Below are 25,765 nucleotides of genomic sequence, written 5' to 3' on the forward strand. Positions count from 1 at the left end.
CATGGGGGGCAAGCGATCCCCGATCCGGAGCAAGGCTCCTCGATGGCGTCCAGGGCGCTACAAGGGGCGCGGCCGGTCCAAGCTATACGGGAGGCCAGAGCCGTTCCGGCCGGTGCAGGACACACTGATCGCGATTGGCGCGAGCCTCGTCGCCGGCGCGATCGTCGTCTGTCTCGCCGTACCGCTGGCGGCGACCTACCGCATCCCGGTGTTCGTGTCCTTCGGCGTTCTCATGTCGCTCCTGGCGATCATGACCTATCGTCTCGGGCGGAAGGGGCAGGCTGGACGGGTCATGACCGCCGCCATGGCGACTGTATGTCTCTTGGGGTTCGGCCTTCTTGTTCTGACGCGAGATCAGTTGCAGTTCGGTCCGCGTCATCACGATCACCCCGGAGTGGCCGAAGCGGCACGGCCTTGAGACTGCAGCGCAGACCGCCAGGCCGCAGCCGGTCTGGGTTTCGCGGGACGGTGTCGCTCTTCCCATTTGGTAATCGTCGGCGCGCTGCCGCTGTTGATTCCAGTCGCCGGACTTGTCGGTATCGCGCCCGGCGACCCGCAGTGAGCCGGCAAGCGTAAGTCGCTGTTTCGCTAGGCTGCGGCACCCTCCAGGATCGACTGGACCGGATGGCGGCGCAGCACCCCCTCCACGACATCGGGCCGGTCCACCGGAACGAAGACCCGTGGGGCATAGGCGATGATCTCGACGAAGCAGCCGAGCGAGACCAGGGCGTCACGGTCGGTGCGGCCCCCGACCACTTCCAGCCGCCAGCGGTCCATGACCCGCGATCGCTTGAGCCACAGGCCGCCCGAAAGGGCGAGCTGGACATTGCGGTCGAGTACGGCCGCAGCGGTGCGCCCGCCATCGGCCCAGGCGTCGCCGACCTCGGTCAGGCCCAGCGCCGTCTTCAGGCTGGCGGCCTGAACCTCGTCCAGCACGCGGCCCAGCCAACGCCGACCGTCCGGCGCGCGTACGCGGCGAACCGAACAGCCCTTGGACGGCAGCCTTCCCCAGATTGGCAACAGAAGGCCGGTCGCCAGGGTCAGGCGGCGCGTCCGCCACGGATCGGTCGCGGCGACTTCGGCGTCCCAGACCGCCCGCCACGCCGCCTCATCGGTCTGGGCCCAGGCCGACTCCTCGAACGTCTTCTCCGGCGTGACCTGATGCTGGTCAGGCCGCAAGAGGCGCACCGCCGGAACAAGCCGGTCGTCATCGGTCGTGGTGGTCAACCCGAACTCGGCCAGGGCGGCGCGGCCGGAACGGTCGTTGACGACCAGGCGGAAGGCCGAGCCTTCAGCGCCTGCCAACGCCGCGTCCGAGCTGACGAGTTCACGCCGCACCTTGAGTTCGAAGGTGACGAGTGCGGTTTCCGCCCCGGTCGAGACGTCGGTCCGGATGGTCTCCTCCTCCACCACGGCCAACTCCTCAGCCTCGATGTCCTCCAGCCCGCGGTCCAGGTCGGCCGAGGCGGCGGCCCTTTCGAGAATGCCTGAAAGGATGCCGTCGAAGTCGGCGAACAGGGCGTTCTGGTCGGCGATGCGCAACGCCAGCAGCCGGTTCAGGAAGGTGTGGATCGGCGGCAGGTCGTCGGAGAGCTTGAGCCCCCCGTCGGCGTCGCGCAGCTTCAGGCCGGTCCTGGTCTCGAAGTCCTCCAGCGTCATGGACGACAGCTCGCCAAAGCCGAGCGCGCCATAGAAGACGAGCAAGGCGCGTCGCGCCCACGGGCTTTCCAGATTGTCCTCGGCCCGGAACAGACCGGCCCCGGCCGTTCGGCGTTCGCCGCGCGTCAGGGCTCCCAGCGAATCCAGCCGTCGAGCGATGGTCGAGGTGAACCGCTTCTCGCCGTGGATGTCGGTGGTGACCGGGCGGAACAGCGGCGGACAGGCCTGATGGGTGCGATGACTGCGCCCCAGACCCTGGATGGCGGCATCCGCCCGCCAGCCCGGTTCGACCAGGTAGTGCGAGCGGCGCTGCTGGTTCGGCGCCGAGAGGTCGGAGTGGTAGCTGCGTCCTGTGCCGCCTGCGTCCGAGAAGACCAGGATACGCTTGCGGCCGGACATGAAGGCGTCGGTCTCCGACCGCGCGGCCGAGGCGCCGCGGCGCTCGACGAGCCGGCGTCCGTCGCGCGCGACGACGCGACGCGACCGTCCCGTGATCTCTGCGACCGCCTCTGTTCCGAAGGTGTCCAGAAGGGCGTCCAGAACGCCGGGCACGGCGGGCAGGAGCGCCATCTTCTCGATCAGGTCTTCGCGCCGGCGCAACGCCTCCTGGCTCACGGCGGGCCGGCCGTCGACCATGACCGGGACCAGCGTCACCGAGCCGTCGTCACCCTCGATCGCCTCCATGAGATTCACCGGGAAAGCCTCGCGCAGATAGTCGAGGACATATTCGCGCGGCGTCAGGTCAATGGAGAGGTTGTTCCATTCCTCCGGCGGGATGGACGCCAGTCTTCGCTCCATCACCGCCTCGTTCGTCGAAACGATCTGGATCACGGCGGAACGCCCTTCGGTCAGGTCCGCCCGGATCGACGCCGCAAGCGTCGGCGCCTTCAATCCCGCGAGGAGGTGGCCGAAGAAGCGCAGCTTGGCGCCTTCAAACGCGGAATGGACGGCTGAGGCGGCCAGGCCGCTCTTGGCCTTGCCTTCCTCATCATTGAAGCCGGTCGCTTTCAGCGCCTCGCCCAGATTGGCGTGGATCAGCTGGAAGGCGTCGGCCCAGGCGTCCCAGATGCTGATGTCGTCCTCGGTCAGGGCGTGGAAGAGCGGCTCGTACTCGACGCCCTCGAACGACAACGACCGCGCCACATAGAGGCCGAGCGCCTTGAGCTCGCGCGCGACGAGCTCCATGGCGGCGACCCCGCCCTTGTCCATGGCGTCGAGGAAGTCGTCGCGGGTGACGAAGGGCGCCTCCGGCCCGCCCCAAAGACCCAGACGGGCCGCGTAAGCCAGATTCTCCGCGGTGGTGGCGCCGGTCGCCGAGACATAGAGCACCCGGGCGTTCGGCAGCCGGTTCTGAAGCGCCAGGCCGGCCATCCCCTGCAGGGAGGCCTTCTTCGTTCCCCGCGCCCCCTTGCCGCCCCCCGCGGCGTTGGCCATGGCGTGGGCCTCGTCGAAGGCGATGACCCCGTCGAAATCCTCGCCCAGCCAGGCGACGATCTGGTCGAGCCGCGACATCTTCTGGCCGCGCGCAGGCTGACGCAGGGTGGCGTAGGTGGTGAAGACAATCCCGCGATCCAGCCGCACGCCATCTCCCAACTTCCAGCTGTTGAGCGGCACGATGTCGTGGGCCCCGCCGCCGATGGCGGCCCAATCGCGCCGGGCGTCGTCCAGCAGGGAGTCGTTCTTCGACAACCACAGGGCCTTGGTCCGCCCCTGGGCCATGTTGTCGGCGATGACGGCGGCGATCTCCCGGCCCTTGCCGCAGCCGGTGCCGTCGCCAAGGAAGAAGCCGCGCCGGAGCTGGACGGAACCCTCATCCTCCTCCCGCGACAACCTGAGCTGACGAGCCGACTCTTCCGGCGTCCACCAGGCGGGCAGCATGCCGGCGTGAGCCTCGCCGGCGTAGATGACCGTCTCCAGCTGGGCGTCGGAGATCCGGCCGTCGAGACGCACCGCCGCCGGAAGGACCGGCCGGTATGACGGGGCGGGCGGGGCGACCGAGGCCATCGGACCGGACTCGACCAGGGCTGACGGGTGGGGCGTCTGCGCCGTCAGGGCGATCCGCGCCAGCCGGTGCGCCTGGTAGAGGCCGACATCGCGGCCCTCGCCCGTCCAGGCGAGGGTCTGATAGGTGATGGGGGACGCTCCCGCGAGGAAGCCGAGACGCCCGGACGGCAGGGCGAGTGACCGGTCCCGGGGCGCCAGCAAGGTCTGCGCCCCGAGTTCGAGGCGAACCCTCGGCCTCGCCTTGACGCGCTCGGGCACAGCCGAGGCCAGGGCGGCACAGGCGGCGAGATCATCACCGTTCGCGAGCGCAGCGACCGCGGCGCCGCCCTCGAGCCGGTCCAGAACCAGCAACCCGGTCTCCACGCTGGTGCCGTGCCTGGAGAAGGCGCGTGGCGGAAAGCCGATCCGGGCGACGACACGCCCCCTGGCGCTCAACCGACGCATCAGACCCTCGTCGATGAGGGCGGTGATCGGCACGACGGCGGCCAGGCGCCCGCCATCGGCCAGGGCCGAGAAGGCCCCGGTCAGATGCGCCTCCAGATCGGTGAAGGGCGGATTGCAGACCGCGACGTCGAACCCGCCCGCGCCCGGCAACAGGTTCTGGACGCGTCGTCCATCAAGACGTGACCGCGTCGCCGAAACGAAGAGGCCGTCGAGCAGGACGGCGCGACCCTCGGCCAGTTCGTTCAGCGTCAGAACTCCGCCGCAGGCCTCGGCCACGATAGCGATCAGCCCGGTGCCCGCCGAAGGCTCCAGCACTTGGTCACCCGGGCGAACCTGACCGGCCAGCACCACGAGCGCCGCCAGTTCCGGCGGCGTGGAGAACTGGTCCAGCGCGATCTGATCTTCGCTGCGTCGGCTGTGGGTCAGACCCAGGGCGCCGACCGTCGCCAGAAGGACGGCGATGGCGGCCGGCGCGTCCTCGAGCCGCGACACCTGGGGCGCCAGCCGGCGGATCTGCAAAACGGTCGCCGCCTCGATGGCCTCATAGGCGTCCCGCCAGTTCCACAAGCCCTCGGCGTCCGACCCGCCGAAGCCGGTGGTCATGACGCTGGAGACCAGTTTGCGGTGCAGCGGGCGGGACCGGGCCAGGTGGGTGGCGAGCACCCGGGCTGCGGCCATGAGGTTGGCGGCGCGGTCGCACGGGCGTGGTGCGCTGAAGAGCGAGAGGCTGGCGGTCTGAGGCGGTGTCTGCGCGGCGGTCATGGGAAGGGCTCCGTCGCCTGGAGCGGCGGGCTCATCCCTCCGGTCCTCCAGGCTCGCGCCCAGCCGCCCTTCCTCCCGCCTTCCATGACGAAGGCCCGCCGCGACGATGTCGCGACGGGCCTCGTCGTCTTCACGCCTGGATCAGGCGGCGTCGTCGAGCGCCGCCTCGCCTTCAGCGGTGACCTCGAAGGCGCCGACGCCGTCGTCAGCATCGCCTTCGCTCTCTTCCGCCGTATCGCTCTCCGGACCGTCAGCGTCCGACGCCGCGACCTCGTCGACGTCGGGCGGTGTGGTCCAGGACAGGCTGGCCGGCGCCCATCCCTTCTCGGCCGCATTCTCCTCGACCCAGGGGATCAGATCGGCCTTCTTCAGCAGGGCCGCTCTCACATCGGCCCGGTCCATCTCTTCCAGCATCTTCAGCAGCAGGGTTTTGGAATGCGGCTTCAGGAACTCGGCGTCCGGGGTCCAGTGCAGACTGATGTCCGCGCCGCAAAGCTCGGCGAGTTCAGCGGCTTCGGCCCGGGCCGACTTGCGGATCAGTGTGGTCCGCTCCTCCCGAACATCCAGGGAGAGGGCGGTGAGCTCGGCCAGCAAACCCATCTTGTCGCCATGGGCGAGACCATGCACCCAGGCGATCACCGTCTGGCCCGACGCCTCCCACGCGGCGCGTCGATCGTCGAGCCTCTGGCGGACCTCGCCGTCCAACGCCTCGATGACGCGACCGCCGGTCGGCTTGAAGGCGGACGCGGTCAGGGCGAGGGCGGACTCGGACCTCTGGCCGGAGGTCCTGACGGCCAGCTGATTGAACAGGCGGGCGATCAGCGCCGTGAAGGCGACGCCGGGATCGTCGGCGAGGGCGCGGATCAGACCGCGGGTGGCCACGTCGGTGCGCACGGCGTGAAGGGCGTGGTTGACGCCCTCGGTCTCGGGTTCCGGCGTATCGACCTCGGGCGGCCGGTAGACGGGAGCGGCAGCGATGCCCCCCGCGGAGGCGGGCGCCTCATCGTCGGTCTCGTCCTCGACTTCCGGTTCCACGGGCGTGAAGCACCGGACTTCGATCCCGGTGCGTAGTGCAGGACGCAGGACCAGGGTCGTGGCTGCCCGGCCGCTCCATCCCGCCTGATCCATGGCCAGGCGGTCGCGGATCATGACGTCGAGCGCGGCGTCCACCGCCTCGGCGTCGGTCGTCTCCGTCAGGACCGCCTCGACCCCTTCGACGGCGGCGTTGAAGGCGTCTCGCTTGTCGCGGTAGGCCGCCATCTCCGTGGCCGGAAGCATGCCGCCGTAGACGTAACCGGCGGCTTCCAGATCGTCCGGCAGGTCCGGTTCGGGGCCCGCCGTGACGTGGACCGCCAGGCCCTCGGCCTCGTAGATCAGGGCGATCTCCCGTGCACGTCGGGTCCAGGCCTCCGTGAGAATGGCCGGGTCCAGCAGCACCGGCGGCAGCTCGCCGAACAGATCGGTCTCGGAGCGGCCGCCGGCCTCGGCGTATCGCTCCGGGCCGATGAGGGCGCAGCGAGGGTCGCGCGCGGTGACGCGAGCCTCGTCGAGCTTTTCGGTCACGCGCCAATCCTGGAAACCGTGACCGTCGAGGGTCATCCGGGCCAGCTCCGCCTGCTCGTCGGGGTCGGAGAGCCTGGCGAGCAGGCGCGCCTGGCGCAGGTTCAGCCGGCCGAGCCGCAGCGCCTGCAGCGCGACATCCGGCAGGGCGGCAAGGGCCGCGAGACGTTTGATGTCGATTTCCGCGTATCCCAGCGCCTTGGCGATCGTGGGCACGCCGAGCTTGCGTTTCAGCATCCGGCCGATCGCCGCGATGATGTCGGCGACATGGACCGGCACGGCCGTGTTGGTGAGCAGGACGGCCGCGGCCTGGCGGGCGGGATCCGTCTCGACGAAGACATCGACGAGGAAGCTGTCGTCGATACGTCCCTGTTCGACCAGAAGACGAAGCGCCAGCAAGCGCCGCCTGCCGTCGAGCGCCATGTTGGCGGCTTCCTTCTTTCGACCGGGCCGGACGGTCAGGGGCTGCAGCTGACCGGCGGCGAACAGAGTCTCGGCAAGCAGCGGAATGTCATCGTCGGAGGGCTCGCCGAAGCGAAGGTTCTCCGGGGCGATGTCGAGATCACGGAGATGGACCAGCGGGCGGTTACGGGTCGACGCGACCTGGAAGGGGGTGGCGACGACGGCGACGGCGGTGGAACGGGACATGAGGGCTCTCCTGCCGTAGGCGAGGTCCATCCCCGCCTTTACGGCGCCCGTCCGCGCCCTTCCTTTCCCGCTTTCTGATGGTCTCGAGCGGCCTCGTTCCAGTCGCCGAACGGGGCTGGGGGAAAGGCGACGATCGCTTCCACGCCATCGCGCTCGAGCCGCCTGGCCAGCCGCATCGCGGCGATCTCCCCGGCTTCGCCCCGGTCTCCGGCGATTAGAACCGTCGAAACATGGTGGGGTGCATGCCACCGCGAGAGGTTTCCGGCTGACATGAGCGCCCAGCCCGGCAGGTCGAAGCGGACCATGGCGGACAGGGTGGTGACGACGCCTTCGGCCACCAGCATCCGCGCCGCCGCGGGACGCAGCCGTACGGCCGATCCCGGCGGGACTTGGCCCACGGTCTTGCGGGGAACGCTCAGACCCGATGCGACCTGCCCGTTGGTCGCGAGATAGGTGAGCTCGACGGCCGTGAGATCCCCCGAGGGCGACCGGATCCCGGTCATCATCGCGCGTCCGACGCGCCGCCCCGGCCGGTAGACCGAGAGGGGCGCGCGGGGATGTTCGAGCAGGTCGTCGAGGTCTTCCCGCCAAGCGACGCCGCGCACGGCGAGGTGACGTGCGACCACGCCGGTCCGGGCGGGCCTTACCCCATCCTGCCAGAGCGCACCCGCGACCGCCCGCCGTCGGGGGTGGTCGATCACGGGCCTGTCCGGCGTGTCCGCGACACCCATGAGCCGACCGCCGTGATCGACCAGTCCGCGACGCCGCAGGTCGTCGCGCACCTCCCGCCAATCGGCCGCGCCGAAGGTGTGGATGACGACACGGCCGCCATCGAGCAGGAGCGAGACGGAACGGTCCGCCTTCCCATGGCCGGGCGCCGGCACATTGGCGCGCAAGCCGTTCTGGTAGAGGTCTCCGCCGAGGATCGCCACGATCTGGCGCAGGCTCACCGGAAGTGCCCGAGGGTGCGCAGGCTGGCCGTACCGTCCCTCCCGACGACCAGATGATCGTGAACCTGGATGTCGAAGACCTTGGCGGCGTCGACGATCTTCCGCGTCATCTCGATGTCGGCGCGGGACGGCTCGGGATCGCCCGAAGGGTGATTGTGCACGAGGATGATGGACGCGGCCGACCCCTCCAGCGCCCGCCGCACGACCTCGCGCGGATAGACGGGGGCATGGTCGATCGTGCCCTGGGCGACCAGTTCGTCGCTCAGGAGCCGGTTGCGCTTGTCGAGGAACAGGGCCCGGAACTGCTCGCGGGGTTCCTCGGCCAATGCGACCCGAACATAGGCGAGCAAGGCCGTCCAGCTGGTGATGACGGGCCGTCTCGAAGCCTCGGCGCGGACCAGCCGTTCGCTGAGCACACGAAGCAGTTTCAGGTCGGTGAGAGCCGCTGGTCCCAGTCCGCTGGCGCGCGCCAGTTCCGGCACATCGGCGGAAGCAATGGCGGCGATGTCGCCGAACCGGTCGAACAGGGCGTCCACGGCGGGCATTGATGTCTGTCGCATGCTGCGGCCCAGCAGAAGCGCGAGGAGGGCGCGGTCGTCGAGGTTGGCGAGGGAACTCGTGTCGGGCGAACGCCCAGCCGCGGCGATCGCGGGTTCGAGGTCAGGAAGCGGGCGCATGGCGGTCTCCAGCAAGGCTCCCAAGCGGAGCATTCCCGGCCGCCCTTCCTTTCTTCCCGATCGCGCTTTTCGATCCGACCGGATCGGCCCAGGTTGATCCGATGAAATGGTGGCTCATCCTCCCGCTCCTCGCCGCGCCCGCGATCGCCCATGCCGATCCGTGCGAGGGGCGACTGCCAGATCGCGCCGGACAGGTTTTCTCGGGGCAAACCCGCTATGTCGGCGATGGCGACGGGCTCTGCGTCGGCGACAGCACGAACCCCTCCACCTGGATCGAGGTGAGGCTCGCGGACTTCAATGCCCCGGAGCTCAACGCACCGGGCGGACGCGCCGCCCGGGACCAGTTGCGCCGTCTGGTGATGGGCCGACGCCTCGAATGCGTGGCGACGCGAGGACGTAGCGGCCGGGTGATCGTCTATGATCGGGTGATCGCGACCTGCCGGCTCGACGGTCGTCGTGTCGGCGACCTCCTGAGGGCCGCCGGGGTGCGCGAAGGCGGCAACTGACCCGTCACGGCTCGGAGACGAGCCGACAGCGAGAATATATTGCGGTCCGGCCGGATCGGGCAAAACGGCTCACCCGCGTGACACGCCTCTATATCGGCGTCGACGGCGCCCGAGGACCGGATTTGCGGCCAGAAAGTCGCCTCAAACGGCCCTCTCCCTCGAAGTCTCGATGGTCTTCGAACGGATGGTCGTCATGCCGCCAGCACGCCTCGCCGGTCTTGTCGCCGCACTACTAGTCGCGCTTCAGGCGTCCACCCAGACCTTCGCCTGGCTTTATCGCTATCATGTGACGCTGGGGCCGGCGCTCCGGCTGGACGAGACAGGCGTCTACTGGCCCTGGATGATCCTCGTCTGGCGCCAGAGGTTCGGGGCGGCGGAGGGGGACGCCTTCGCCCTGCCGCTCTCGGTCTTCATGCTCGTGATGGCCGCGGGCGCCGGGGGCCTGCTTCTGTTCGACGGCGGCGCCGTGAAGCGAACGCGCGGGTGGGGCGGCCTGGCGGAGGCTCGCCGTGCGGGCCTGAGGCACGACGCGGGGTGCGTCCTCGGGCGGTTGCAGGGCCGTCTTCTGGCGACGACCGACCTGCGCCCGACGCTCGTGACGGGCGGGACCCGCGCGGGGAAGGGACGGGGCCATGTCGTCCCCACCCTGTTGAGCTGGACCGACAGCGTCCTGGTCCATGATCCCAAGGGGGAGCTGTGGCGGGTGACCGCCGGTTGGCGCGCCCAGCACAGTCATGCGCTCTACTTCAACCCGCGAGACCCGGCGTCCGCGCGCTTCAATCCTCTGGCGGAGATCAGACCGGGGCCCCAGGAACTGGCGCAGGTCCAGCGGCTGGTCGCCATCCTCAGCGATCCGGGAGGCGCACGGGACGACGAGGCCATCTGGGACAAGGCGGCGTCCGAGATTCTCGAAGCCGTGATCCTGCACGTCCTCTACACGGCGCCGGACGCGGACAAGACGTTGTTGACGGTGAGAACGATCCTCGCCGATCTGGACGCCGCCGCCGACGTCATGGTCCGGACCCTTCATCGTCTGGGTCCCGAGGGCGTCCCCGAGGTCCATCCGTTCATCTCCACGGCGGTGAAGGGCTACGCGGCGATGCACGACCGCTTTCGCACCTCGGTGCAGGGCACGGCGCGCAGCTATCTCAAATGGCTGGCCGGCGACGATCTGGTTCGGGCGATGTCGGCATCGGATTTCGCGCTCGGCGATCTGATGTGCGCCGAGGCGCCGGTCTCCCTCTATGTGCAGGTCGCTCCGGCCGACGCCGTCGCCTTGCGACCGGTGATCCGGCTTCTCTTCTACGCGGCGGCCCAGGCCCTGACCGCCGCAGAGCACGCCGACGACGCGGGCCGCGAGAAGCGCCGGCGCCTTTTGATGCTCATGGACGAGTTCCCGCTGCTGGGCCGACTGGCCTTCTTCGAGAAGTCCCTGCGCCTGATGAGCGGCTACGGCATCAAGACAATGTTCGTCGCCCAGTCCCTGAACGACATCGTCGAGACCTATGGGGCCAACAACACCATCCTCGACAACTGCCATGTCTACACCGCCTTCAGCGCTCTCGATCCGCTAACACAGGACAAGGTGTCCAAGCTCACCGGCACCGTGCTGGAGCGGAAGACCAGCCGCAGCGGTCCGGCGGGGCTGGGCGCCGGCCGGAGCTCGGTGTCCCGCTCCGAGATCGAACGGCCCCTGCTGGAGCCGGGCGAAGTCCGGGCGCTGCCGGACGAGGTGCAGCTGACCTTTGCGGCAGGGCACAGACCGCTGCGGACACGCAAGGTCCTCTACGACAGGGAGCGGCCCTTCCGGACGCGCGCGGACCTGCCGCCGCCGGATCAGGCGGCTGGCGTCGACACGCCTGGCGCACCGGTTCACCCATGGGCGGGACGACGGGGGCTGGGCGAGGATCCGGAGGCGGCCCTGCCGCTGTTCAAAGAGGTGGAGGCGGCGATCCATGACCGACGCGTCGCCGCCAGGGCGGCCGAGACCTACGAGCGGATTTCGACCGCCTTCGCGGCGGAACAGGCGGTGCTTGACGGGTTGCAGGGAGGCGGGGATGGGCGGGCGTGAGACCGGGGCGACGCGGGTTCAGGTCTATCTCACCGACCCCCGCGTGGTCGCCGCCCTGCAGCGGGAAGCGCGCTCGGCCAATATTCCGATCAGCCAGGCCGCCGGACGCTCGCTTGCGAAGGGCCTGGCCAGAAGCCTCCCCGCCGATCCGGACGACCGTCTGCTTCAGCTCGACCGCGCGCTAAGAGACCACATGCGGTCGACGGCGCGAGACGTGCAAATCATCCAGGAGCTGGTCATCGAGGTCGCCCGCGCCTTCTTCATGCGTTTGCCGGACGCCGTCACGGATCAGGATCCTGTCGCCCGCGCCGCAGTGGACCGCCGGATCGAACAGCTTCTCGATGACACGGCCGCCCGGTTGATCTCGGGCGGCAGGCCGCAGCGCGGGACGGCCGAATGAGCGTCCATCCTATCGTCGGCGAACGGAAGCTGGAGGCGCTTCGCCACGCGCTGGGGCCCGACATCCTGGAGGCGCTCACCGATCCGCTTGTGGTCGAAGTCCTCGTCAACCCGGATGGGCGCCTGGTCCTGGATCGCGTCGGGACCGGGCGCGCCGATACCGGCCACGAGTTGGAGTCAGAAGCCCGGGAACGGGTCATCCGGTTGATCGCGGACTATGTCGGGGATCCGGTCACCCGGGAGAATCCACGTCTGGCAGGGGTACTTCCGGTCACCGGGGAGCGGTTCCAGGGGTTTCTCCCGCCGGTAACCGCCGCGCCTGCCTTTTCGATCCGGAAACGACCCGCCGTGATCTGGACCCTGGATGACTATGTCCGTGACGGCGTGGTGACGGAGGGGCAGGCCGAGGTCCTGCGCGCCGCGGTGCGGGATCGCCGGAATCTGCTGATCTCGGGCGGTACGGGTTCGGGGAAGACGACGCTGGCCAATGCGCTGCTCGCAGAGCCGGCGTTTGCGAACGACCGTGTCTTCCTGATTGAAGATACGCCCGAACTTCAATGTTCCGCGTGGGATCTCGTCGCCACCCTCACACGCCGCCACCCTGTGCCGATCGGGGTCGTCGACCTGGTCCGTGACGCTTTGCGCATGCGACCTGATCGGATCGTCGTTGGAGAAATGCGCGAAGGGTCGGCGGCGCTCGAAACCCTCAAGGCCTGGAACACCGGGCATCCGGGCGGCCTTTCGACGATCCACGCGAATTCCGCCCGCGAGGCTGTGTCCCGGATCGAGGATCTGATCGCCGAGGTCGGGCCAGCGATCCCGCACCGTATGATCACCCAGTCCATCGACATCATCGTCCACATCCGCCGGACCCGGACGGGCCGGGTCGTCGATGACCTGCTGCCCCTTGAAAGCTGACGAGGGTACCGCGCGCTGGAGCTGAGAGGCAGCTCCCCCATAGGCCTGAAATATCCGCGTGATTGCAAATCGTGCGGATGTGTGGTTCGTATTCGACGAAAATATCGACGAATACGATCACAAGGATGCTCATTCGTGACTCAGAAACGCGAAAAATTCCGTGAACTGGCGGAAGGTCGCACCACCAAGGCGCTCGATGCGATCGCCCGGATCGGCAACCTGTCGAACCGGCAGGTCTATGAGTACGAGGACGTGGAGGTGAAGAAGATCATGCGGGCGCTGCGTGACGCCGTCGCGGAGGTCGAGGCCCGCTTCGAGGCTCCCCGGACCCGCAAGTCCGGCTTCAAGCTGTAGGCCGCCATGACCCAGTCCAGCATCACCCCGATCCTTATCGACGATGTCGATTTCCTCGTCTCGACCACCATCGAGCGTTGCCCGCGCACCATGATGGTGCGGGAGTTGGCCAAGAACGCAATGGAGGCCGCGTCCCTCGCGCCCGAAGGCAGTCGTCAGGTCATCTTCCGCACTGTGACGTTCAACGACACGCCCAAGCTTGCGATCTGGAACACCGGACCGGGGATGGACGCCGCCGAGCTCTACCGGATGTGCGATCTAGCCTCGTCCATCCGCAAGCAGAAGGGCCTGGACGCGAACTTCGGGATGGGCGCGAAGGTGGCGTCCCTGCCGTCCAACCGACTGGGGATGGTCTATCGCTCCTGCAAATCCGGCGCGGTCAATGAGGTGATCCTCTGCGAGCGCGACGGGCGGTACGGGCGTCTTCGGCGAACGCTGGAGAACGGCGACCTCGTCGAGGTCATCGATGTGACCGAGCTGGCCGCCGAGGAAGGATACGACCTGACGGAGGACTGGACGGAAGTTCGCCTGCTGGGGAACGAGGCGGATCAGGAGACCGCCCGTGCGCCTTACAACGGCGATCCGGTGGTCGATGCGCAGTGGCTGGCCACCTACTTGTATCACCGGTTCTACCGCCTGCCTGAAGGCGTGCGCGTGACCCTGCTGGCTGGAACGCACAAGCTCGGAGACGGGACCCGGGCTTTCGAGCCCCTGCCGCGACGCGCCGCCGCCGGAGCCTTTGAGCGGACCGAGACGGTCGAGGCGCCGGGCGGCGTGAAGATTCACTATTTCTACGACCCGCCCTATGAGAAGTCGCCGAGCCATAACCGCTCGATCAGCGGCGCCATCCAGTCGGCCCTGAGTCTCGCCGGCGTCGTCTATCGCGACGAGCTTTATGATGTGAAAACCGGGCGCGGCTGGTCCATCAACGCCCCCCTGTTCGGCATCCCCTTCGGATCGAAGCACATCTCTGTCCATATCGAACTGCCGGACGACGCAGACGTGCTGCCGGAGGCCTACCGTCAGTTCCTGCGATACCAGGCTGGTGAGCAGGACACCGTTCAAGCCGCCCATTTCGGCGACCTCGTCGCCCAGCATCGCCCCCAGTGGCTCATCGACGTCATTCGGTCGTTCGCGCCGGAGAGCACCTCCAGCGACGACATCCGTGACGAACTTCAGAAGCTGCTCGACGACCTGCGGGTTCGCCGGGTCTCCCCGAGGCCGACGACCACGGGAATCCGTCTGGTCGATACAGCGAGCGGCGTGGGCGCCCAACCCCAGCGTGACGGCGAGGGCGGAGCCGGCGGGGCCTCCAGGCCGAAGACAAAGCATATCGATCTGAACCTTGCCCCGCAGGGGTCGAAGGCGGCCGATCTCTGGAAAGACCGCGAACGCGCGCCCGAGATCGTCCTGCTGAGGACAGCCGAGGAGATCGAGGAGAAGCAGCTGAAGGGGCGGGCCGGTCGGTATTATGAGAACGGCCAGCTGTTTCTCAACATGCTCTATCCGTCGATCGGCGAGATGAAGGATGCGCTCGAGGCCTCCTATGCGACCGTCGCCGACCTCGACACCATGCGTGAAGCCGCCGTTAGACAGGCGGAGAAGAGCATGGTCCTGCGCGTCGGTCGGGCGGTGGTGTTCGCCCTGGCCAAGCAGCTCAACAAGGAATGGGATCCCGACGCCGTGCGTCACGCCCTCGCGCCGGAAAGCCTGAGCCTGGCGGCCGACGATTTCTACGACTCCATCCAGAGCGCCCGTCGAAGCATGGGGCGTCAGTTCCGTCCCAACCGACAGGGGGAGGAGGCGCAGGTCGAGGACGAGGACGACTTCCTGCGCGAGACCGCCTGACTCGGCTCAGAGACTGTCGGCGCGATCGTCGACATCGATGGACGACCGCCTCGACCGCGTGTCCGCCGTCTTCCAGGCGGTCGCGGACGTCTTGGCGGGCCCCTGTTTAAGGGGCCGCCGGCATCCGCCGGTCCCATGCTGATCCGTCGCAGGCCACGCCCGACAATATTCGGCGGTCCGACAAGCTTCTGACGTCATGCGCTTCGCGCTTTCGGGAGGCCTGGCGTCGATCCGATTCTCTCGTCGGCGCCCTGTCGCGCATTCCGGCGAAATCCGGACGCATTGAGGTCTGAAGTCAATGATGACGGGCCCTCCGGGTGAATCGAAGAAAGTCGCGGACGACTTGCGCCGTTGCAAGACTTTGATGGACGGTCGCTGGATTTCGAGGGCGATCTAGAAGCAAGACTCCGCCGTAAAAATATATTCACAGGCCGCGTTGACAGGCTGTGGATGGTTTTGCTTGCTGTGGATCGTCAACGCCGACCTTCCGGCCCGACCACAGGAACTCAAACCATGCGACGTTTACTTCAACGTGGCCTTTCGGCCGCGACGGTGACTTGCGGCCTGTTCTTTGCCGGACAGGCCCTGGCGGGCGGATCCGGGATGCCCTGGGAGGGACCGCTCCAGCAGATCGTGGAATCGATCACCGGGCCGGTCGTCCAGGCCGCCGCCGTCGTGGCGGTGGTGTTGTTCGGCGCCGGGGTCGCCATGAGCGAGAACGGATCGTCCATGCGGCGAGGGCTCGGGATACTCTTCGGCCTCTCGATCGCCTTCGCCGCCTCGACCTTCTTCCTGCAGTTCTTCGGCTTCGCCGGCGGGGCGGAGATCGCCTGATGTCCGAGACGTCGTCCGATCACCGCCCGCCAGGCTGGGATCTTCCGGTCGCGGCAGCCCTGACCGAGCCGGTCACCCTGGCGGGGATGCCTCGCGACTACGCCATCCTGATGGGCACCGTGGCGGTTGTGTTGGGGCTGGCGCTGCGGATCTGGTGGCTGGGCCTCCTGTGGTGGGCGGTCGCCCACGCGATCGGACTCTACGCCGCACGGGCTGACAAGCGGTTCTTCGACGTCCTTCGCCGCCATCTGGCCCTGCCGGGCCATCTCGATGCGTGAGACCTGAGCATGCGCTTTCTGGATGAACATCGCCGCCGGCCCGCGCTTCTGGCCGATCATCTGCCCTGGGCGGCCATGGTCGCTCCCGGGGTGGTGCTGAACAAGGACGGCTCCTTCACCTGCGGCCTGCGGTTCCGGGGGCCGGATCTGGAGTCAGCCTCCGACCTGGAGCTGATGTCGGTTCGAGCGCGGCTCAACAACGCCCTGAAGCGTCTGGGCAGCGGATGGTGCCTCCATGTCGAGGCCCGTCGCCGCCCCGCCCAGCCCTATCCCACGAGTGAGTTCGAGATCGCCGCGGCCTGGCTGGTCGACGCCGAGCGCCGCTCCCTCTTCGAGACCAGCGAGCCGGCCTACGAGACCGACTATCGGGCGGCCCTGACCTGGCTTCCGCCGGCGGACCAGACCCGCCGGGTGGAGCGCGTCCTGTTCGACGGCGCAGATCCGGCGAGCCGGGACTGGCGCACCGCCCTGGACGCCTTCGCCCGCGAGACCGCGCAGATCGTCGACCTTCTGGCCGACGCCCTTCCGGAAGTCGCGATGCTCGACGACGTGGAGATCCTGACCTGGCTGCACGACTGCGTGTCTCCGAGGTCGGTCCGGCTCGCGCTGCCCGCGACGCCGATGTTCCTCGACGCCTGGCTGGCGGACGCGCCCCTGCTCGGCGGCGTGTCTCCGACACTGGACGGCCAGACGCTCAAGGTGGTCTCGGTGCGGGGGCTTCCGGCGAGCACGCGGCCGGGACTGCTCGACGCCCTCGGGGCCTTGCCCTTCCCCTATCGCTGGAGCGCGCGCTGGATCGGTCTGGACAAGGCGGACGCCGAGGTGGAGCTCGTCAAGTTGCGCAAGCGCTGGTTCGCCAAGCGCAAGGGGGTCGGGGTTCTCCTGCGCGAGGCCATCACCAAGGAGGAGGTCCCGCTCCTCGATACGGATGCGGCGGCCAAGACCGACGAGTGCGACGGCGCGCTCGAAGCCCTCGGCTCGGACGCCTGCGCCTACGGCTATCTGACCACGACGATCACGGTGATGGCGCGCGATCCCGAACGGGCGGCGGAACAGGCCCGGGCGATCGAGGCGACGCTCAACGCCCAGGGTTTCGTCGCCCGCACCGAGGACCTGAACGCCGTGGAGGCCTGGCTGGGCTCCCTGCCGGGCGAGCCCTATGCGGATGTGCGTCGGCCTCTGGTCTCCACCCTGAACCTCGCCGACCTCCTGCCGGTCTCGGCGGTCTGGGCCGGACCGACATCGGACCCGCGCCTGCAGGGGCCGCCGCTCGCGGTCGCGAGGACCAGTGGATCGACGCCGTTCCGGCTGGCCCTGCATGTGGGCGACGTCGGCCATGCGATGGTCGTTGGGCCGACCGGCTCGGGCAAGAGCGCGCTGCTCGCCTTCCTCGCCCTTCAATGGTTCCGCTATCCCGAGGGGCGGGTCGTGGTTTTCGACAAGGGCCGCAGCGCGCGGGCCGCGGCCCTGGCGGTCGGCGGGCGCTGGCATCCGCTCCAGCCCGGCGGCGCGTTCACCCTCCAGCCCCTGGCGCGCATCGAGGATGACGGCGAACGGGCCTGGGCCTCGGAGTGGCTGGCGGATGCCGTCCGGCTCGCGGGCCTCGAGCCGACGCCGCGCATTCGCGAGGAGATCTGGGCCGCGCTCGGCGCCCTGGCCCAGGCCCCCGTGGCGCAGCGGACGCTGACCGTCTTCACGGCCCTGGTCCAGGACAAGGCCGTGGCCGCGGCTCTCGAGCCCCTGACGCTCAAGGGGCCTCATGGCGCCCTGATCGACGGCGTCGCTCCGGAAGACGAGACGCTCGCCGCCTTCGAATGCTTCGAGCTCGAGAGCCTGATGGCGACCCCGTCGGCGGTCGCGCCTGTACTCGCGGCGCTGTTCCACGAGATCGAGCGCGGCTTCGACGGCCGGCCGACCCTGTTGATCCTCGACGAGGCCTGGCTGTTCCTCGGCGAGACGGCGTTCGCCGCCCGTATCCGCGAGTGGCTGAAGACGCTCCGCAAGAAGGGCGTGGCGGTGGTCTTCGCCACCCAGTCGCTCGACGACGTCGTGCGCTCGTCGATCGCCTCGGCCCTGATCGAAAGCTGCCCGACCCAGATCTTCCTGCCCAACCCCCGCGCGCTCGAGCCGGCCTCGGCGGACCTCTACCGGATGTTCGGTCTCAACCGCCGCCAGCTGGAGCTGATCGCCTGGGCCACCCCCAAGCGCACCTACTACCTGCGTCAGCCCGAAGGGCGGCGGCTTTTCGACCTCAAGCTCAGCGGAGCCGGGCTCGCCCTCTGCGGCGCCTCGTCTCCCGAGGACCAGACTCTCATCGAGAGCGTGCTGGCGGCTCTCGATCCGGCCGATCCGCGGCCTGACCGCTTCGCCCGCGAATTCCTCAAAGCCAAGGGAGTCCATCATGTCGACAACGTCTTCGACAGCTTCGATCCGGCCGTCGCCCATCGTCTCGCGGCCGAATAGCCGACGCTGGCTCTGCGGGCTTGCAGCGCTTTCGCTGACCCTTGCGGCGGCGCCCCAGCCGGCGAGCGCGCAATGGGCGGTGTATGACGCCAAGGCCGATGTCGAGGCGATGCTCTCGGCCGCCAGGCAGATCGAGAGCCTCGCCAATGAGGCTCGCACTCTGGCCAATCAGGCCCGCAGCCTCGCCGCTTCGCCCTACAGCCATCTCGCGGGATCGTCTGAGACCCTGCGCGACATCGGCGAGCTGGCGCGCACGGTCCGGGGGACGGCCTCGACCCTCGATGGCGTTCAGCGGCAGTTCGCGGATCTGTATCCGGACGATCTCTCCCTCTCGGACCTCACGGCCCTCGGCGCCGATCGGTCCACGACCGCGCGCCGGACCGCCGAGGACCTGGCGCGCACGGCGGCCGAGCTGGAGCGACTGGCCCAGAGCCGCGACGGCCGCCTGCGCGGGGCCATGGCCGCGAGCGAGGCGGCGGAGGGCGAGACGGCCGCGATCCAGTCCTCGACCCAGATGCTGTCCGTTCTGGCCGAGGATCTGGCCAGCATGCGGACCGTGCTTCTGGCCCAGTCCCGGCTGATGGCCGAGGGCGCGGCGCGTCAGGCCGCCGACCGCGAAGCCGCGATCGAGGCGCGCCGCCGCTTCTGGGAACGGGGGACCGCCACGCCGGCCGCTCCGTCCTTCAACCCCTTGCCCCACGCCCGGGACTGAGGAGCGCTGTCATGGCCGGCCCCGGAATGGAGACCCCGAACGAGCTGATGGTGGTGTTTTCCAACACCGTCACCGCCGGCTTCGACGCCCTGTCCGGGTCGGTCAACGGTGTCTTCGGTCTGCTGATCGCGCTCGTCGTGGCCCTGACAGGGATCCAGTGGGCGCTCTCGCCCAACAGGGAGGTCCTGGCGTCCGGCTTCGGAAAGGTCCTGCTGATCGGCGCCTTCGCCTGGATCATCAACGACTGGCAGGCCCTGTCCGAGACCCTCTACGCCGGGTTTCTGGAGCTGGGTCTGACGGCCGGGGGAGGCTCGCTGTCGCGCGAGGAGTTCCTCAACCCTGGAGCCATCCTTCAGCAGGGCTGGGAGATCGTGAAGGCCCTGGGAGAGACGCCGGCCCCGGTCGAGAACCCGCTCGACGTCATGGGCAATATGGCCGACGCCCTGATTCTCGGTCTGGCGATGATCGGCATCATGCTGGCCTTCGCCATCCTGGCCCTGCAGATCATCGTCTCCCTGCTCGAGTTCAAGATCGTCACCCTGGGCGGCTTCGTCCTCCTGCCGTTCGGCATCTGGAACAAGACCGCCTTCCTGGCCGAACGACCGCTCGGCTATGTCGTCTCCTCGGGGCTCAAGGTGCTGGCCCTGGCCATCGTCGTCTCCGGCGCGCGGACGATCTTCGACCAGCTTCAGCCCTCCGCCAATCCCGACATCTATGAAGCCCTCACGATCCTGGTCGCTGCCCTGCTGCTGGCGATGTTGGCGATCTTCATCCCCAACCTGGCCTCGGCCCTGGTGACCGGCGGCCCCGCCCTCGGGGCGGGCGCGGCCCTGACCAGCGGGCTCGCCGTCGCCGGGGCGGGAGCCCTCGTCGCCGGCGGGGTCGCGGGCGTCGGCGCCATGGCCGGACGGGCCGCGGCGATCGGCGGGTCGTCGCGATCCGCCGCCGGGGCCGCGTCCGCGGCGCGACCATCGGGACCCGGCCCTTCCTCGGGAGGCGCGCCCTCGGGCGGCGGACCGCGGCCATCACCGGGCCCTGGACCCGGATTGGGGCCCGCCGGGCGCACGCGAGATCCGGCGCCCTCCACCGGCGGCGCCGCGCCGACCTCGGGCGCTGCGGCGGCCCCGAGTTCTCCCACCCCGGCGCCGTCGGAGGCGCCGCCCCCTCAGCCGGATTCGTCCGGGCCGCCTCCGGGCCAGGCCGGGCCCCAGGCTGAGACCCGTTCCCGGCCGTCCCTGTCCGAGGACCGGTCGTTGGGCGGGGGCGCGAAGGGGGGACGCGCCGCCGGCCGATCCGCCGCCCTCCAGGCCTTCTTTATCGCCAACTCCGGTCGCGCCCTGATGCCGGCCGGCGAGAACAGCGGCGCCCTCAAGCCCACCGTCAGATCCGAGGATTGAGCATGCATCCCTTCTTCAAGCCCAAGCGCGCCCTGACTGCGTCGCCCGAGGCCACTCCCTACCAGAGGGCAGGCCAGGTCTGGGACGACCGGATGGGGCTCTCCATCGCCCATGCCCGCAACTGGCGCCGTATCGCCCTGGCCAACCTCGCGCTGGCGGCCTTTCTCGGCGCCGGCTGGTGGGTCCAGGCCGATCGGGCGGTGGTGCGGCCCTTCGTCGTGGAGGTGTCCGACTGGGGGCAGACCCAGAGGATCACGGCCCTGGACGGCCGGTACGAACCGACCGAGGCCCAGACCGGTTATGCCCTCGCGCAATGGATCCGGGACGTTCGGTCGAAATCGATCGATCCGATCGTGATCCGGCAGAACTGGCTGCGCGCCTACGACCTCCTCACGCCGAAGGCCTCGGCCTTTCTGAACGACTGGGCCCAGGCCAATGATCCGTTCGCGGAGGCCGGCCGCGAGGCGGTCAATGTCGAGGTGCTGAACGTGGTCCGCCGCAGCGACCGCACCTTCGACCTGCAATGGCGTGAGACCCGGTTCGTGAACGGCCAGCAGGCCGGGGCCGAGCGTTGGCGCGCCCTGATCACCGTCGCCCATCAGCCGCCGCGCAACGAGGCCGAGCTGATGCGCAATCCCCTTGGCCTCAAGATCGAGGATGTCTCATGGACCCCCGACGCTTCCTGAGCGTGACCGCCCTTTCGGCGTTCGCCGCTATCGCGCTCTCCGGCTGCGCCCTGCTGCGAGGGCCGGACGCCGACCCCGTCATTTTGGCCGAGGCGATCACGCCCGAGGTCCCGACCCCCGAAGTCGCGCCCGAGCCCGTCCTTTCGTCTGAGGCGGACCCGGCTCCGCCTCCCGTAGAGCCGGACTCCACCGCACGACCCTACCTCGAGGCGGTCGCCCAGGCGGAGCCGCCGCGTCGACGTCGTGCCGAGACGCCGCCGCCGGAGACGCCGTCCGGACGCGCCGCGATCGCACAAGCCAATCGATCCGCTCGCGCCGCCTCCAGCGCCGACGGCTTCGTGGGCGGAGTCCAGGTGTTCGGCTGGTCCGACGGTCGGGTCTACGAGGTCTGGACCGCCCCCCTGCGGGTCACGACCCTCACCCTGGCGCCGGGCGAGACGGTCACGGCCAAGGCGGCCGGGGATACGGTGCGCTGGCAGATCGGCGAGAGCCAGTCGGGCGCCGGCGCCTCCGCCCGGACCCATGTCCTGATCAAACCCCTGCAGGCGGGTCTGGAGACCAACCTCGTCCTGACCACCAGCCAGCGGGTCTATCTCCTGACCTTGCGCAGCGGCGCCGCCGACGCCTTCAACGCCGCCATCGCCTGGGATTATGGCTTCGCCGCCTCGAGCCGCCCGGTCGCCGACCCGCTGTCGGGCCTGCCGCCGGTCGATGTGCAGGCGGCGACGCCTCAGGGGCCCCTCGACGCCCGCTACAGGATCGAGGCGCGAGGCCGCTCCCCGCGCTGGGCTCCGACCGCCGTCTTCAATGACGGCGCACGGACCTTCATCACCCTGTCGCCGGGAGCCTCGATCGATGAGGCGCCGGCCCTCTTCGTCCGGGCCGGCGAGGAACTCCAGCTGGTCAACTACCGGCAGGCAGACGGCGTCCTGATCGTCGACAGGCTGTTCGACGAAGCCGAGCTCCGGCTCGGAGACCGTCGTCCGCAAATCGTCCGCATCCGTCGCATTCCGGGAGCCGCCCGATGACCGATCCCAATCTCTCTCCAGACACCCCTCGCGACGACGTCGCCCCGCCTCCGTCCACCCCGACAGCGACGCCCAAGGCGCCTCCGCCGCCCCTGATGGGCCGGGCGCCGCGGCCGGGCGCCGTCCGCATCCGCAAGCTCGTCGTCCAGGGCGCGGTGATGGTCGCCGCCCTGCTTGTGTCCGGCTCGCTCGCCTGGGCCTTCGTCGTCCAGCCGCAGATGACGCGTCAGGCCCGGGACGCCGCCGAGGCCGGTGGCGCGGGCGAGGCCCGGGGCAGCGTTCGACCCTCGGAGCGGGTGACCGACCAGCCCGCGAGCTATGACCGGCTCGCCCGGGCGGACGCCTTGCCGGAGCGCCGGGGCGCCACGCCGGAAGATGAACCTCCCGTCGCCTCGCCGCCGCCCGCTCGCGTGCCGGCGCCCTCATACGCCGCGACGCCCAGAGGGCCGCGACCGGTGGAGCAGGCGGCGGCGTCCGGGCTGTTCTTCGGAGGCCCGTCGAGCGGGGCCGCCGCTCCGGCCGGAGGCGGGCGATCGGATGCGCCGCCGTCCCCGGCGATGCGGGACTATGGCGCGATCTACAGTCCCCACGGCCTCCTGGCGCCGGTTTCCCCCTATGAGCTGAAGGCCGGCGCCATCATCCCGGGCGTGCTGCTGACGGCCGTGGACACCTCGCGTCCCGGCCCGGTCGTGGCCACGGTCAGCCAGAATGTGTTCGACTCCATCACCGGTCGCCATCTCGTCGTCCCGCAGGGGACGCGCCTGATCGGACGCCACGAAGGCGAGAGCGCCCACGGCGACCGTCGGGCCTTCCTGGTCTGGGATCGGCTGATCCTTCCCAACGGCAAGAGCCTGATCCTGTCCGAAGAACCGGGCGTGGACGCGCAGGGCGCGGTCGGCGTGCGGGGAGAGGTGGATCGAAGGCTTCTGCCGCTCGGCGTGGCGACCCTGTTCGCGGGCGCCATCACGACCCTGGGCGAACTGGCGCGCGGCGGATCCGAGGACCGCTCGTTCGCCGCCAGTGCGGGGAGCGCAGCCTCGATCGAGGCCTCCCAGGTCGGCGGACGGCTCGTCGATCGCGAGCTCGGCGTCCAGCCGTCCATAAGGGTCCGGGCGGGGGCTCCGGTTCGGGTGATGATCACCCGCGACCTCATTCTGGAGCCGTACCGCCGATGACCCGTCTTCGTTGTCTTCTCGTGGCGGCCGTCGCGCCCGCCGTCGGCCTCTTCGCCGTCGGCGGGGTCGCGGCGCAGCGGCCCGCCGTCGCCCTGATCAATGAGAGCCCGAGCCTGCCTCGGGGCGTCTATGTCCGCGCCGACGCCCGGGACATCGAGCGCGGCGCGGTGGTCGCCATTCGTCAGCCCGAGATCGTGCGGCCCTATCTCTCGCGCCAGGGGATGCCCGGCGAGGTGCGGCTGATCAAACGGGTGGCGGCGACGGGCGGCGAGATGGTGTGTTCGGACGGCCGGTGGCTGATCGCGCCGATGCGCACCGTCCGCATCCACGCCCGGGATAGCGCGGGCGTCGCGCTTCCGGCCTGGCGAGGCTGTCGCAGGCTCGCCGCCGACGAACGACTTCTGCTCGGCGATACGCCGTCCAGCCTGGACAGCCGGTACTTCGGGCCGGTGAGGACCGCCCAGATCGAGGGCGTCTATCGGGAGACCCTGACATGGTGAGCCACCTTCTTCCTCTTGCCGCCGTCATCGCCATGGCGGCGACGCCGGTCGCGGCCCAGACCCGCGTCGACTGGCGTCCGGCCGGCGGCGACCTGTTCGTGGGCGTCGTTCCGGAAGCACCCGCACCGGAGGCCGCTGGCCTCGAGGCCGTTCGTCTGGCGGACCTTGACCAGCCCTTCGCCGACGCCATCGCCGAAGCGGCCGACCGGCATGGTCTGGATCGCAAGCTGCTCCATGCCCTGGTCGTGGTGGAAAGCGCCTATCGCGCCCAGGCCTGCTCTCACGCCGGCGCCTGCGGCCTGACCCAGCTGATGCCGGGCACCGCCGCGGATCTCGACGTGCGCGACCGTTTCGATCCCTATGAGAATCTGCGGGGAGGGGCCGACTATCTGGCCCGGCAGATCCTCCGCTTCGGCGACCTCCGCCTTGCCCTCGCGGCCTATAATTCGGGACCGGATCGGGTCGCCCGGCTGGGCCGGATCCCGAACATCACCGAGACCCAGAATTACGTCGTCTCGGTGATCAACTGCTACCTGGCGCTCACGGCGGGGCGCGGGGTGCGATCGTCGCGGGAATGCGTCCCGGCGGAGGCCGGGCTGTGACCTTCGCGACGGCCCCTCATGACGGCGCGGAGGCGGCCGCGTCGTCGCCCCGGGAGACGCTCCTGACCCGCGCGGAGGCGTCCGTATTCCTGGAGGGCAAAGGCATCCGGATGAAGCCGACGACCCTGGCGCGCGCCTATTCGACCGGGTCGGGCGGCCCGCCGTGCCGGCACATCCGAAACAAGCCCTACTACCCGCTGGACTTGCTGGAGACCTGGGCCGAGGCCCAGATCACGGCGCCCGCCGCCTCATCCAGCGAGCGCCAGCGGCTGCGGCGGGAGGCCCGGCGTCGGGAGGCGACCCCATGACGACCACCCGCCCCAGTCTCGAGACCCTGATGAACGATCCGACGGTCAGCTATCCGCTCAAGGCCGTGCTGCTGGTCTGGTGGAGCCGGGATCCCCTGGACGCGGCCAACGATGCGGCGGCGCTCGCCTCGGTCATGGGGGATCGCGCGACGGCGCTTCTGGAGCAGCGTCATGGCCCATGACGACGGGCTCGAGCGGTTCCTGGGCTGGCGGCAGGTCCGGGACCTGACGGGCCTCGGCCGCACGACCGCCTGGCGCATGCGTCAGGCCGGAGACTTTCCGGAGCCGGTGTCGATCTCGCCCGGACGGGTGGCCTGGCGCGAGCGCGATATCGCCCGCTGGAACGAGAGCCGCGGTTCCACGGCACCGGAACCCCAGCCGGCGACACGACCGATCAGGCCGACGCCGCCCCGTCCTCGCGAAGACCGCGTCATCGCGACGCCGACGGCAAAGCCGAACCCGTCGCCGTCACCGCGAGGAAGCAAGCCGAAGTCGCGCCCCCGGCGTCGGAGCGGCCCTGTCATTGCAGAGGGTCAGCTTGGCTTCGACTTCTAGCGCCTTGGGTCTAGTGCGGGGTTCAGCTTGCCCCGAGCGCCCTGATCCTGGCTTCGGATCGGGAGTGCCGCCGCACGCCGAGCACGTCGCCGATGCGCCAGGCCGTCGCGCCGAAAACCTCGTCGCCGGCCTGCGTGAGGATGCGGACATCGCCCGAGAGCGAGGCGCCCCGTTGGAGCAATCTGACGCGAGCGCCGTGCAGATCGAGCTGGCGCAGCACCCCGGGCGCTGTCTCTCCCTGGCCGTACTCGATGACGCACTGTTCGGCGCACCGGCGGCGCGCGAGAATGCGGCGATCGGGTCTGGCGACGGGGAAGCTCATTCCCGACACCTAGTGCGAGGCGCTGAAGGCTCGTTTAAGCGTCGCCGTTAACGGCCCCATTCACCCTGTTTCTTATCGCCAGCGGGACGTAGCGGGGCGGGACCC

The 25,765-nt window shown here is 69.6% G+C and carries 25 protein-coding genes; 20 read left to right on the top strand and 5 right to left on the bottom strand.

From position 1 onward, the window contains the following. Positions 1–112 precede the first annotated feature (112 nt). Entirely contained in the window at positions 113–418 is a 306-nt protein-coding gene (locus D1604_RS07195) for a hypothetical protein (RefSeq protein WP_035307824.1), read from the top strand. 170 nt (positions 419–588) lie between these two features. Here the strand turns inward: D1604_RS07195 and D1604_RS07200 are convergent, their stop codons facing one another. The 4 genes from D1604_RS07200 to radC form a co-directional block, all read right to left on the bottom strand. Next, on the bottom strand, positions 589–4,869 hold the full coding sequence (locus tag D1604_RS07200) for a strawberry notch-like NTP hydrolase domain-containing protein (protein WP_119412791.1): 4,281 nt from the start codon (positions 4,867–4,869) through the stop codon (positions 589–591). A gap of 141 nt (positions 4,870–5,010) precedes the next feature. Next, positions 5,011–7,077 (bottom strand): ParB/RepB/Spo0J family partition protein, encoded by a 2,067-nt coding sequence (locus D1604_RS07205; RefSeq protein ID WP_052004749.1) that lies wholly within the window; start codon positions 7,075–7,077, stop codon positions 5,011–5,013. 38 nt (positions 7,078–7,115) lie between these two features. Further along, positions 7,116–8,027 carry a toprim domain-containing protein gene (locus D1604_RS07210; RefSeq protein WP_035306060.1) on the bottom strand — a complete coding sequence of 304 codons (912 nt, stop codon included), beginning with the start codon at positions 8,025–8,027 and terminating at the stop codon, positions 7,116–7,118. Further along, the gene (radC, locus tag D1604_RS07215) at positions 8,024–8,719 is read right to left on the bottom strand and encodes a RadC family protein (protein ID WP_231681370.1); all 696 of its coding nucleotides are present in this window, start codon (positions 8,717–8,719) and stop codon (positions 8,024–8,026) included. The genes D1604_RS07210 and radC overlap by 4 nt, the downstream gene beginning before the upstream one ends. Before the next feature lie 86 nt (positions 8,720–8,805). Here radC and D1604_RS07220 point away from each other — a divergent pair, with 86 nt between their 5' ends. The 19 genes from D1604_RS07220 (at position 8,806) to D1604_RS07310 (ending at position 25,338) form a co-directional block, all read left to right on the top strand. Beyond that, on the top strand, positions 8,806–9,210 hold the full coding sequence (locus tag D1604_RS07220; protein ID WP_035306061.1) for a thermonuclease family protein: 405 nt from the start codon (positions 8,806–8,808) through the stop codon (positions 9,208–9,210). Between the two features lie 169 nt (positions 9,211–9,379). Then, the gene (locus D1604_RS07225; RefSeq protein WP_233551934.1) at positions 9,380–11,281 is read left to right on the top strand and encodes a type IV secretory system conjugative DNA transfer family protein; all 1,902 of its coding nucleotides are present in this window, start codon (positions 9,380–9,382) and stop codon (positions 11,279–11,281) included. Next, complete coding sequence (locus D1604_RS07230) at positions 11,268–11,681, top strand: hypothetical protein (RefSeq protein WP_054764207.1); 414 nt, start codon at positions 11,268–11,270, stop codon at positions 11,679–11,681. The genes D1604_RS07225 and D1604_RS07230 overlap by 14 nt, the downstream gene beginning before the upstream one ends. Continuing rightward, complete coding sequence (gene trbB / locus D1604_RS07235; protein ID WP_054764206.1) at positions 11,678–12,598, top strand: P-type conjugative transfer ATPase TrbB; 921 nt, start codon at positions 11,678–11,680, stop codon at positions 12,596–12,598. The genes D1604_RS07230 and trbB overlap by 4 nt, the downstream gene beginning before the upstream one ends. 135 nt (positions 12,599–12,733) lie before the next feature. Further along, positions 12,734–12,952, top strand: coding sequence for a hypothetical protein (locus tag D1604_RS07240; RefSeq protein ID WP_054764205.1), 219 nt, complete (start codon positions 12,734–12,736; stop codon positions 12,950–12,952). Between the two features lie 6 nt (positions 12,953–12,958). Next, positions 12,959–14,800, top strand: a complete 1,842-nt coding sequence (locus D1604_RS07245) for an ATP-binding protein (RefSeq protein WP_119412792.1) — start codon at positions 12,959–12,961, stop codon at positions 14,798–14,800. Between the two features lie 513 nt (positions 14,801–15,313). After that, positions 15,314–15,634 carry a TrbC/VirB2 family protein gene (locus D1604_RS07250; protein ID WP_054764203.1) on the top strand — a complete coding sequence of 107 codons (321 nt, stop codon included), beginning with the start codon at positions 15,314–15,316 and terminating at the stop codon, positions 15,632–15,634. Further along, entirely contained in the window at positions 15,634–15,912 is a 279-nt protein-coding gene (locus tag D1604_RS07255) for a VirB3 family type IV secretion system protein (protein WP_054764202.1), read from the top strand. The genes D1604_RS07250 and D1604_RS07255 overlap by 1 nt, the downstream gene beginning before the upstream one ends. A gap of 9 nt (positions 15,913–15,921) precedes the next feature. Next, on the top strand, positions 15,922–18,375 hold the full coding sequence (gene trbE, locus D1604_RS07260) for a conjugal transfer protein TrbE (RefSeq protein ID WP_119412793.1): 2,454 nt from the start codon (positions 15,922–15,924) through the stop codon (positions 18,373–18,375). Between the two features lie 79 nt (positions 18,376–18,454). Further along, positions 18,455–19,087 carry a hypothetical protein gene (locus D1604_RS15605; RefSeq protein ID WP_054764200.1) on the top strand — a complete coding sequence of 211 codons (633 nt, stop codon included), beginning with the start codon at positions 18,455–18,457 and terminating at the stop codon, positions 19,085–19,087. A gap of 11 nt (positions 19,088–19,098) precedes the next feature. Next, a complete protein-coding gene (gene trbL / locus D1604_RS16055; RefSeq protein ID WP_261339035.1) occupies positions 19,099–20,484 on the top strand; it encodes a P-type conjugative transfer protein TrbL in 1,386 nt (461 codons plus the stop codon). A gap of 2 nt (positions 20,485–20,486) precedes the next feature. Further along, on the top strand, positions 20,487–21,170 hold the full coding sequence (trbF, locus tag D1604_RS07275) for a conjugal transfer protein TrbF (RefSeq protein ID WP_054764199.1): 684 nt from the start codon (positions 20,487–20,489) through the stop codon (positions 21,168–21,170). After that, on the top strand, positions 21,149–22,198 hold the full coding sequence (locus tag D1604_RS07280) for a TrbG/VirB9 family P-type conjugative transfer protein (protein ID WP_054764198.1): 1,050 nt from the start codon (positions 21,149–21,151) through the stop codon (positions 22,196–22,198). Before trbF ends, D1604_RS07280 begins: the two co-directional genes overlap by 22 nt. Then, the gene (locus tag D1604_RS07285) at positions 22,195–23,373 is read left to right on the top strand and encodes a TrbI/VirB10 family protein (RefSeq protein ID WP_082382561.1); all 1,179 of its coding nucleotides are present in this window, start codon (positions 22,195–22,197) and stop codon (positions 23,371–23,373) included. Before D1604_RS07280 ends, D1604_RS07285 begins: the two co-directional genes overlap by 4 nt. Next, the gene (locus D1604_RS07290; RefSeq protein WP_082382560.1) at positions 23,370–23,873 is read left to right on the top strand and encodes a S26 family signal peptidase; all 504 of its coding nucleotides are present in this window, start codon (positions 23,370–23,372) and stop codon (positions 23,871–23,873) included. Before D1604_RS07285 ends, D1604_RS07290 begins: the two co-directional genes overlap by 4 nt. After that, positions 23,867–24,475: a lytic transglycosylase domain-containing protein gene (locus D1604_RS07295; protein ID WP_054764196.1), complete on the top strand. Its 609-nt coding sequence runs from the start codon at positions 23,867–23,869 to the stop codon at positions 24,473–24,475. The genes D1604_RS07290 and D1604_RS07295 overlap by 7 nt, the downstream gene beginning before the upstream one ends. 110 nt (positions 24,476–24,585) lie before the next feature. Further along, positions 24,586–24,783 (top strand): hypothetical protein, encoded by a 198-nt coding sequence (locus D1604_RS07300; RefSeq protein ID WP_231681368.1) that lies wholly within the window; start codon positions 24,586–24,588, stop codon positions 24,781–24,783. Beyond that, on the top strand, positions 24,780–24,965 hold the full coding sequence (locus D1604_RS07305) for a hypothetical protein (protein ID WP_054764195.1): 186 nt from the start codon (positions 24,780–24,782) through the stop codon (positions 24,963–24,965). The genes D1604_RS07300 and D1604_RS07305 overlap by 4 nt, the downstream gene beginning before the upstream one ends. Beyond that, positions 24,955–25,338 carry a helix-turn-helix transcriptional regulator gene (locus tag D1604_RS07310; protein WP_082382559.1) on the top strand — a complete coding sequence of 128 codons (384 nt, stop codon included), beginning with the start codon at positions 24,955–24,957 and terminating at the stop codon, positions 25,336–25,338. The genes D1604_RS07305 and D1604_RS07310 overlap by 11 nt, the downstream gene beginning before the upstream one ends. A 22-nt stretch (positions 25,339–25,360) precedes the next feature. Here D1604_RS07310 and D1604_RS07315 read toward each other — a convergent pair whose 3' ends face one another. Further along, positions 25,361–25,660 (bottom strand): hypothetical protein, encoded by a 300-nt coding sequence (locus tag D1604_RS07315; protein WP_054764194.1) that lies wholly within the window; start codon positions 25,658–25,660, stop codon positions 25,361–25,363. Positions 25,661–25,765 lie beyond the last annotated feature (105 nt).

The sequence above is a fragment of the Brevundimonas sp. LPMIX5 genome (assembly GCF_003576505.1).
GTDB classification, from domain to species: Bacteria; Pseudomonadota; Alphaproteobacteria; order Caulobacterales; family Caulobacteraceae; genus Brevundimonas; species Brevundimonas naejangsanensis.

Coding starts and splice junctions, on each gene's coding strand:
- D1604_RS07200 (WP_119412791.1), bottom strand. CDS start 4,869: ATGACCGCCGCGCAGACACCGCCTCAGACCGCCAGCCTCTCGCTCTTC.
- D1604_RS07205 (WP_052004749.1), bottom strand. CDS start 7,077: ATGTCCCGTTCCACCGCCGTCGCCGTCGTCGCCACCCCCTTCCAGGTC.
- D1604_RS07220 (WP_035306061.1), top strand. CDS start 8,806: ATGAAATGGTGGCTCATCCTCCCGCTCCTCGCCGCGCCCGCGATCGCC.
- D1604_RS07225 (WP_233551934.1), top strand. CDS start 9,380: ATGGTCTTCGAACGGATGGTCGTCATGCCGCCAGCACGCCTCGCCGGT.
- D1604_RS07230 (WP_054764207.1), top strand. CDS start 11,268: ATGGGCGGGCGTGAGACCGGGGCGACGCGGGTTCAGGTCTATCTCACC.
- trbB (WP_054764206.1), top strand. CDS start 11,678: ATGAGCGTCCATCCTATCGTCGGCGAACGGAAGCTGGAGGCGCTTCGC.
- D1604_RS07245 (WP_119412792.1), top strand. CDS start 12,959: ATGACCCAGTCCAGCATCACCCCGATCCTTATCGACGATGTCGATTTC.
- D1604_RS07250 (WP_054764203.1), top strand. CDS start 15,314: ATGCGACGTTTACTTCAACGTGGCCTTTCGGCCGCGACGGTGACTTGC.
- D1604_RS07255 (WP_054764202.1), top strand. CDS start 15,634: ATGTCCGAGACGTCGTCCGATCACCGCCCGCCAGGCTGGGATCTTCCG.
- trbE (WP_119412793.1), top strand. CDS start 15,922: ATGCGCTTTCTGGATGAACATCGCCGCCGGCCCGCGCTTCTGGCCGAT.
- trbL (WP_261339035.1), top strand. CDS start 19,099: ATGGCCGGCCCCGGAATGGAGACCCCGAACGAGCTGATGGTGGTGTTT.
- trbF (WP_054764199.1), top strand. CDS start 20,487: ATGCATCCCTTCTTCAAGCCCAAGCGCGCCCTGACTGCGTCGCCCGAG.
- D1604_RS07280 (WP_054764198.1), top strand. CDS start 21,149: ATGGACCCCCGACGCTTCCTGAGCGTGACCGCCCTTTCGGCGTTCGCC.
- D1604_RS07285 (WP_082382561.1), top strand. CDS start 22,195: ATGACCGATCCCAATCTCTCTCCAGACACCCCTCGCGACGACGTCGCC.
- D1604_RS07290 (WP_082382560.1), top strand. CDS start 23,370: ATGACCCGTCTTCGTTGTCTTCTCGTGGCGGCCGTCGCGCCCGCCGTC.
- D1604_RS07295 (WP_054764196.1), top strand. CDS start 23,867: ATGGTGAGCCACCTTCTTCCTCTTGCCGCCGTCATCGCCATGGCGGCG.
- D1604_RS07300 (WP_231681368.1), top strand. CDS start 24,586: ATGAAGCCGACGACCCTGGCGCGCGCCTATTCGACCGGGTCGGGCGGC.
- D1604_RS07305 (WP_054764195.1), top strand. CDS start 24,780: ATGACGACCACCCGCCCCAGTCTCGAGACCCTGATGAACGATCCGACG.
- D1604_RS07310 (WP_082382559.1), top strand. CDS start 24,955: ATGGCCCATGACGACGGGCTCGAGCGGTTCCTGGGCTGGCGGCAGGTC.
- D1604_RS07315 (WP_054764194.1), bottom strand. CDS start 25,660: ATGAGCTTCCCCGTCGCCAGACCCGATCGCCGCATTCTCGCGCGCCGC.